At 48.1% G+C, this 7,658-nt stretch carries 7 protein-coding genes and 1 tRNA gene; 4 read left to right on the forward strand and 4 right to left on the reverse strand.

Annotation, left to right across the window (positions count from 1 at the left end; all coding sequences use genetic code 11):
* Positions 1 to 36: 36 nt before the first annotated feature.
* The 4 genes from H528_RS0101515 to radC form a co-directional block, all read right to left on the reverse strand.
* A tRNA-Ser gene (locus H528_RS0101515) sits at positions 37 to 128 on the reverse strand.
* Complete coding sequence (tadA, locus tag H528_RS13880) at positions 82 to 582, reverse strand: tRNA adenosine(34) deaminase TadA (RefSeq protein WP_281167615.1); 501 nt, start codon at positions 580 to 582, stop codon at positions 82 to 84. The genes H528_RS0101515 and tadA overlap by 47 nt, the downstream gene beginning before the upstream one ends.
* On the reverse strand, positions 572 to 2,299 hold the full coding sequence (ispH, locus tag H528_RS14245) for a 4-hydroxy-3-methylbut-2-enyl diphosphate reductase (RefSeq protein ID WP_022852590.1): 1,728 nt from the start codon (positions 2,297 to 2,299) through the stop codon (positions 572 to 574). The genes tadA and ispH overlap by 11 nt, the downstream gene beginning before the upstream one ends.
* Complete coding sequence (gene radC / locus H528_RS0101525) at positions 2,296 to 3,012, reverse strand: RadC family protein (RefSeq protein ID WP_022852591.1); 717 nt, start codon at positions 3,010 to 3,012, stop codon at positions 2,296 to 2,298. Before radC ends, ispH begins: the two co-directional genes overlap by 4 nt.
* Positions 3,013 to 3,571: 559 nt before the next feature.
* Between radC and H528_RS13890 the strand changes: the two genes are divergently transcribed.
* From H528_RS13890 to H528_RS0101545, 4 genes are all read left to right on the forward strand, one after another.
* Positions 3,572 to 4,138 (forward strand): TorD/DmsD family molecular chaperone, encoded by a 567-nt coding sequence (locus H528_RS13890; RefSeq protein ID WP_022852592.1) that lies wholly within the window; start codon positions 3,572 to 3,574, stop codon positions 4,136 to 4,138.
* On the forward strand, positions 4,135 to 6,411 hold the full coding sequence (locus H528_RS12175; protein WP_051132460.1) for a molybdopterin-containing oxidoreductase family protein: 2,277 nt from the start codon (positions 4,135 to 4,137) through the stop codon (positions 6,409 to 6,411). Before H528_RS13890 ends, H528_RS12175 begins: the two co-directional genes overlap by 4 nt.
* A 12-nt stretch (positions 6,412 to 6,423) precedes the next feature.
* A complete protein-coding gene (locus H528_RS12180) occupies positions 6,424 to 7,113 on the forward strand; it encodes a 4Fe-4S dicluster domain-containing protein (RefSeq protein ID WP_022852594.1) in 690 nt (229 codons plus the stop codon).
* A 142-nt stretch (positions 7,114 to 7,255) separates the two neighbouring features.
* The coding region (locus H528_RS0101545) for a transposase (RefSeq protein ID WP_022852595.1) at positions 7,256 to 7,658 on the forward strand (403 nt) is incomplete at its 3' end.

The raw sequence follows: 7,658 nt of genomic DNA on the forward strand, positions 1-7,658 counted from the left end.
TTTAATCTCTTATTCCTTGTTGAACAAGGTCTAAAATGGCGGAGGGGGAGGGATTCGAACCCCCGGAGGGCCGAAAGACCCTCAGCGGCTTTCGAGGCCGCCCCCTTCGACCACTCGGGCACCCCTCCGCCGTCTCTCAAAAAACTCTTTTAAAAGAGCTAAAGCCTCCTCGGCTAAAACACCACCAACTACCTCTAAACGGTGATTCAACCTGGCATCATTTACAATATTATACACTGAACCACAAGCCCCTGCTTTGGGATCATATGCCCCAAAGACCAAGCGCTTAACCCTAGCATATACTAAAGCGCCAGCACACATGGGGCAAGGCTCAAGCGTTACATAAAGAGTTGTCTCTAACAGGCGATAATTTTTTATCTTTTTAGCTGCTTGTCTCAAAACCAAAATTTCAGCGTGAGCCGTAGGATCACATAGCCTGATAGGTTGGTTATGGGCTTCTGCAAGAATTTCTCCTTCAGGAGAGACCAATACCGCCCCCACCGGAACTTCTTCACGTTCAGCAGCAAGGGCCGCCTGAACCAACGCCCTTTTCATGAAAAAGATGTCTCGTTCAACGTCCAAGGCGTCTTATCCCTTCCCCCAGAAAAATACTACCTGCCAGTATCCAGGGAATACCTTCAGCCAAAAGCTCAAGCTCGAGATTTTTGCCAAGCAAGTCTTTTTCATAATAAGAAAGCACCGCATAAGAATAAAATAGAACAAGCAAAATACCCAGGTGTTCTTTTTGAAAGCCGCCAGTTAAAAATCCTCCTAAAATAACAAGCCCCAGAATTATCCAGACAATTTTCAAAACAAAAAATGTCTTTTCTTTCCCGATAAAAACCGGAAGGGTTTCTTTCCCAACAAAGCCATCACCCTGAAACTCAAGAATTTCAAGGAAAACCGCGCGCATAAACGAGGCTAAAAAGACCGCTGCCCCCCACCAGAAAAAAACCTCTTTGAATCCATAGGTAATAACAGGAGGAAAACAAATAGCCGCAAGCCAGCCAGCCGCAATAAAAAGACTTCTTGCGCCAGGTAAATGTTGAACTGGAGAAAGGCCTTCTCTGCGGCCTAAAAAGGGAAGACTATAAAACAGGCTTCCTGCTGCTAACAAACAAAAGAAAACAAAAAGAAGATGCGAAAGTGTTTCTGCCAGTGCCAGCGCCCCCAAAAAACCTGAGGCAGTTGCGAGCATAAAAGCTTTACGCCATTTTTTGAGAAAATTTGCCCGAAATGGATCGTTAAGCTTCAAGGCCCTGAGATCTACCAGGCGATTTACCGTATGAGACGCAAAAAGAAAAAGAGAAGATATGAACGGCAAACGGAAGCCAAGCGGATAGTCAGCTACTAAAAGAGTCGCCAGCGCAAGCCAAAAAGCTCCCAGGGCAAGGGCGATATTGCTTTCTAATGCAAACCGCAGAAACTTACGCGTAAGTCTTCTCCAGGAAGACTCGTAAGGAGAAGGAATTTCTTCGATGGTCCTGATTACCTGGTTGATCACCCAGTTGGGGGTTGAAGCTCCGGCTGTCACGCCGATCTTGCGAAATTTCCTTAAGGCGTTCTTATCAAGTTCGTCTGCGGTCTCAACCAGAAAGACCTCCTTGCCTTCCTCTTGGACGATAAGGGCAAGTCTTTTGGTATTGGCACTGTGTTTCCCGCCAACAACTACGATGGCATCACACTCTTTACAAAGATTGCGCACTTCACGCTGGCGATCATGGGTGGCGTTACAAATGGTGTTGTAAACCTTGCCCCCGGGAAAGCGGGTTAAAAGCTCTTCCACAATGAGTTTGAAAAACTCTTCATCCTGAGTCGTCTGGGACAAAATGACATATTTGTCAAGTGGGGGGAGTCTTTCAAGGTCCTTGAAACTGCTCACCACCAGGCCTAACTTACCCGCATAGCCAAGTATGCCGCGAACTTCGGCATGGTCAGGATCACCGATGATTACTACGTGATAACCTTTGCGGCTGTAGCGTCTAGCCAAGGCTTGGACACGTGAGACCCGCGGGCAGGTGCCGTCAATAACATTAAAGCCTGCGTCTTTAAGGCGCTTTTTATCCTCAGGAGGAACCCCGTGGGCCCTGATAATGATAGTTCCTTTGGCTTTTTCAGGAATTTCTTTGAGGGGCTTAACCCCAAGCATCTCAAGTAAACTTAGTGCTTGTTCGTTATGGATAAGAGGACCATAAGTGTAGACAGGTTTTTCCGCTTCATACGAGGCCTTGATAGCAAGCTGCACAGCCCGGCGCACTCCCATACAAAAGCCGGCTTTTTTAGCCATTACTACTTTCATATTGCTTTGGTTACCTCTTGTTCGATAGTGCTAAGCAGTCCTTCTTCAGCAAAACTGAAATATCCCTCTTTGGCAACTATGAGATGATCAAGTAAACGTAAATTTAAAAGGGCTGCCGCCATAAAAAGGCGCTTGGTAAGTCGTATGTCGGCATGGGAGGGTCTAGGGTTTCCTGAGGGATGGTTATGCGCAATTACTATGGCACTTGCATGGTGACTGAGGGCTCGTTCAATGACCTCGCGAGGATAAACATAGCTTTCGTTTACCGTTCCGCGAAAAAGGTCTTCAACGGCAATGATTTGATGGCGGGCATCAAGGTAAATGGCCTTAAAGATTTCTTTTTTCAAGTCCATCATACTGTGGGCAAGGTATTCGTAAACTTCTTTGGCTGAAGAAAGATAAGGCTTGCGTTCAAGGCGGCGCTCAAGAAACCGCCTTGCTACTCCGTGGACAAATTTAATAGCAAGCATGTTTTTAGGGCCAATGCCCTTTATCTTCAAGAGGTCCTCAGGCGAGGCCTCAAGCACCGCGGCAAGACTGCCAAACTTTTTAAGGGCTTCACGAGCCAGAGGCTTACAGTCTTTGCGCGGGGTGCCAAAAATCAACAAAAGCTCTAAAACTTCTTCATCAGTAAAAGAAGAAAGGCCGTATTTCAGAAACTTTTCTCTTAACCGTTCCCTATGCCCTTTAACTCTTGCCCGAAAATCATCCATAAATTCTTTTTCGGAAAAAAGTAAGCTCGGTGAAATTATTAATGGGAGTATGTTTTATCCGACAAAGTATCATGCTGAGGCGACTCGTACGCCCGCGAGATCCCATGGGATTGTCTCTTCGCTCGCAATGACTGACAAAAATAGTGCTTTCGATACCCATTCAATCTAAACCTCGACAACCTTTAGAACCTCTACAACCTCTTCTACCTGAGATTGCTTCGCTTCGCTTGCAATGACCATGTTCAAGTGTCGCCTGTTTTATGCTTCTGTTAGCAAACGCCTGTCACCGTAAAGGATCCCTTGCAGTCATGCTTGCAACAAATTTCGGCAACTTTGCAAAAGTCTCAACAAAACAGGAACTTTTCTAAGATTTTTTTCAATTTGAGTTAAACAAAGCTAAAAAGTTAATATTAGCGACTTTTTTAGGTGTTATTTATTCGAATTCTCAACCGCTATCAAAAAATTGAGCTTTGACTTTTACGAACAAAAAAAGCAAAAATTCTTAAGATTTCTTTAAGTAGAAGTTAATCTTTAGAAAAAAATTAGCTTTAGGCTGATTATGTCACTTGATACTGATAAAAGTGTACCCTCACTTGAAAGCAGGTTGTTTAACCTTCTGGCTCACCTGTGGCTTTATCCCGTTAACCCCTTAAGCCCCAAGGCGCAAGAGGCACTTTTGCTCTTGGCCAAAGATCTCGGGGTTTCTCTACCGCAAAGCGAAAGCTTGGTCCCCCCTCTTGAAGAGATGCAAGAGGAATACACCCGCCTTTTTATTAACACCCCTGGGGGTGTACCTGCTCCCCCTTATGCTTCCGCCTACGAGAAACCAGGTCTCCTTTGCCAGGGGCCCTGGGAGGAAAGCCTTTCCTATTACCGGGCAAGTGGCCTTTTGCCCACCGGCCCTGAACCCGCTGATCACCTGGCCTATGAGATAAGTTTTTTGGGACATTTGCTTGAAAAAGGCCGTTTTGACCTGCTTTGTGATTTTCTCAAAAACCACCTTATGAAATGGTTCCCTGCCTTCAAAGAGGCCTTAGATGAGGCAAGGCCTTTGGCCTTTTATAGCTTTCTTGCTTCTTTAACCGAAGCCTTACTCTTCAAAATTTACGAGGAGGTTTGTTCATGAAAAGGAGAGATTTTTTAAAGTTGTCGGGAGCCGCGTGCCTGGCGCTGGCCTCCCTTGAACTTGATAGCAGCCTTTTCAGGCACCTTGAAGCCAAAGAATTAAAAGACCTTCCCGGAAGCCTTGGGGCCAAAGAGATTCCCTCGGTGTGTGACATGTGCTTTTGGCGCTGTCCCATTGTGGCCAAGGTCAAAAATGGCAAGGTGGTAAAGATCGAAGGCAACCCCAAAAGCCCTACTAACGGACCAAGAATCTGCGCTCGCGGAAATGCAGGTATCCAGATGCTCTATGATAAAGACCGCCTAAAGTATCCCTTGAAACGCAAGGGGGCCAGAGGTGAAGGCAAATGGGTGCGTATTTCCTGGGACGAAGCCCTTGATGAAATCGCCCACAACCTGAAAAAGACCCAGGAAAAGTACGGCAAGCACTCCATTGCCCTTTTTGACCACGGGGCCTCGGCGGGCTTTTTCCGCAACATATTCGAGGCCCTGGGTACAGAAAACTTCTCTAACGAGCCGGCCTTTTTCCAGTGTGTAGGGCCATGCCTGCTGGCCTATCTCTATACCTTTGGCTACCAGGCGATTGACCCTGCCAAGGTTGACCTGGAAAACGCCCGGGCCATCTTACTGGTAGGGAGCCATCTTGGCGAAAATATCCAGGTCTCTATGGTCCGTTCTCTGATAAAAGGGCTTTCTAAAGGGGCCAAGCTCATTGTCATGGACCCGCGTTACTCGGCCATCGCCGGCAAGGCGGACATCTGGTTGCCGGTACGCCCAGGCACCGACATGGCCATCCTCCTGGCCTGGATAAACTATGTCATCGAACATGGACTTTACGACAAAGAATTTGTAGCCAAACATTGCAATGGCTTTAACGAACTTAAAAAAGCCGTTGCCAAATATACCATCCCCTGGGCCGCAAAGATTAGCGACGTGCCTGAAGCGGACCTGAAAAAGGCCATAGAGATACTTGCACAGAACAGGCCGCACGTATCTATTCACCCCGGGCGTCATTCCGCCTGGTACGGCCCGCAAGATGTCCAGCGCCACCGTTGCCTGGCTATTCTCACGGCCCTTTTTGGTGCGGTTGGGGTCCCAGGTGGGCTTTACTTTCCCACCAATCCACCCCTTGAATCAGTAGAACTTGTGGATTTTGACGAAGTAGAACCTCCAGACAATTCGCTAAAAAACGACTACCCTTTTGCCGAACTTTTTCACGGAAGCCCCACCCACGCCATAATCAGGGCTACGCTTACAGGCGAGCCTTATCCCATAAAGGCCTGGGGAGTGGTAGGGGTAAACCTCTTGCAGACCATCCCCAACCCTTACCAGACCATGGAGGCCATCAAAAAGCTCGATTTTATCTTCTGTGTGGATATTAAGCCTACAGAGTCAGCCCTTTGGGCCGATATAGTACTTCCTGATGCCACATATCTTGAACGATACGACGGGCTTTATAAATGTAGAGAGACTTCCTGCTACGTGGCCCTGCGCCAGCCTGCGGTAAAACCTCTTTTTGAAAGCAGGCCCGCCTTTGAAATTGCCCGGGATCTCGCGAAAAAACTTGGTCTTGAAGTGGAATACGAAGATATTGAGAGCTATCTCAATGACCAACTTGAGCCCATGGGGCTTACCGTAAAGAAGCTTGCCGCCCAGGGCGGGCTGGTTACCTGTGAGGCCAAACCCTATCGCTCACGAAGCGAGCTTAAGTTCAATACAGACTCAGGCAAAGTTGAGCTTTTCTGTGAGGCCTTTGACGATGAAGACTTTGACGGCATACCCCAATTTATGCCGGCTCCGGCCCCACCCGCGGGGTATGTGCGCCTTATCTATGGTCGTGTACCTGTACACACCTTTGCCAAGACCATGAATAACCTCTGGCTCCATCACGAATGGCCAGAAAACAAGCTCTGGATAAACGACGAGCTGGCCGCAAAGATAGGGCTCAAAGATGGCGACGAGGTTATCCTTGAGAACCAGGATGGGTATAGATCCGAAAAGCCGGTAAAGGTCTTTGTCACGCCAGGGATAAGGCCTGACTGCGTATATCTTCCCCATGGCTTTGGTAGCCGCTCGCCCATGCTTTCCAGGGCCTACAAACAGGGGGTAAGCGATACCTTTTTGATTACCCACTATGAACAGGAACCCTTGATGGGGGCCTCAAGCCACCGCAACAACTTCGTGCGTTTCATAAAAGACGGCAAGGTGATCAGTGTCCCTGAACTTAGGCCAGTACCCCGGGAGATCCCCCGGTTTGAGCTCAAAAAAAGTGCTTAAAGGAGGTAAACAATGCGCCAATGGGCCATGGTAATCGATATAAGAAAATGCGTAGGATGTCATGCCTGTACCATTGCTTGCCGGGCTGAATGGCAGGTGCCCGTGGGAGAAAACTACCGCCGCAACTGGGTAAAACACCTGGGGCCGGCCAAAACTCCCAAAGGCCTGGCCCATCCCTTCTGGCCGGGGCTTTGCAACCATTGCGATAACCCCGTGTGTGTTTCCGTATGTCAGGCTGATGAACAGGAAAAGGTCTTTAAAGACCCTTATTCGGGCAAGACGGTAAAGATGACCGTCAAGGCCACCTACAAACATCCCTTCACCGGGGCGGTGCTCATTGATAAAGAGCAGTGCATAGGTTGCGGATACTGTGTAGATGCATGCCCTTACCACGCCCGCTATCTAAACGAAGATTTAGACGAACCCAAGGCGGACAAGTGTACATTTTGCTTTGAAAGGGTGATAAGAGGAGAAGAGCCTGCCTGCGTAAAGACCTGCATTGCTGACGCACGTATCTTTGGGGATCTCTCTGACCCCAAATCCGAAGTCTATAGGCTTGTGCACAAAGAAGGGGCCAAAAGGCTAGTAAGCAAAGAGGTAAACATAGGTCCCAATGTGTATTACTTAGGTTCAGAAAAAGACCTTTACCTTCTCATGAAGGAAGCCCCCACCGAACGCCCCTGGGAAGAACTGGAAGAATAAAAAGACAGGCGGGAAATCCCCGCCTGTCTTCCCGGGCCTCATAAATAGGTCATAAATAGGGACAGGCAAATATATTTAAGCCGCTTTTCTACTCAGCCGATCTAAATAAAAGGGACAGGCAAATTTTAGAAGGAGGCTAATCATGGCGCGTATTCCTAGAAAGTTCATCAAAAACCCAGAGGCCGCTTATCACATCATCTCTCGCACTGCCCTTCCAGGCCATAACGTCTTAGGCCCTGCCGAAAAAGACCACTTACTTCACCTCTTCCGCTGGCTCTCAAAAGTATTCTTCGTTGAAGTCTATGGCTTCTGCATCATGGGGAACCACTTCCATCTCCTCTGCCGCATGCTCCCTCCTGACTCGTTTTCTGACGAAGAAGTAATTGAGCGCATAAAGCTCTACTACGGGGACAGGCGAAAAATTACGCTTACCCCTGACAGGATTCCCTATTTCAGGAAACGCTTTTCTGATCTTTCGCGGTTTGTGCAGGAGATAAAGCAGCGGTTTTCCAGGTGGTACAACAAGATTCACGACCGCAAGGGCT

It is taken from the genome of Thermodesulfatator atlanticus DSM 21156 (genome assembly GCF_000421585.1).
Taxonomy (GTDB): domain Bacteria; phylum Desulfobacterota; class Thermodesulfobacteria; order Thermodesulfobacteriales; family Thermodesulfatatoraceae; genus Thermodesulfatator; species Thermodesulfatator atlanticus.

What these genes read in the sequence shown, in the direction of transcription:
- radC (WP_022852591.1), bottom strand. Translation starts at nt 3,012, where the DNA reads ATGGATGATTTTCGGGCAAGAGTTAAAGGGCATAGGGAACGGTTAAGA.
- H528_RS12175 (WP_051132460.1), top strand. Translation starts at nt 4,135, where the DNA reads ATGAAAAGGAGAGATTTTTTAAAGTTGTCGGGAGCCGCGTGCCTGGCG.
- ispH (WP_022852590.1), bottom strand. Translation starts at nt 2,299, where the DNA reads ATGAAAGTAGTAATGGCTAAAAAAGCCGGCTTTTGTATGGGAGTGCGC.
- H528_RS13890 (WP_022852592.1), top strand. Translation starts at nt 3,572, where the DNA reads ATGTCACTTGATACTGATAAAAGTGTACCCTCACTTGAAAGCAGGTTG.
- H528_RS12180 (WP_022852594.1), top strand. Translation starts at nt 6,424, where the DNA reads ATGCGCCAATGGGCCATGGTAATCGATATAAGAAAATGCGTAGGATGT.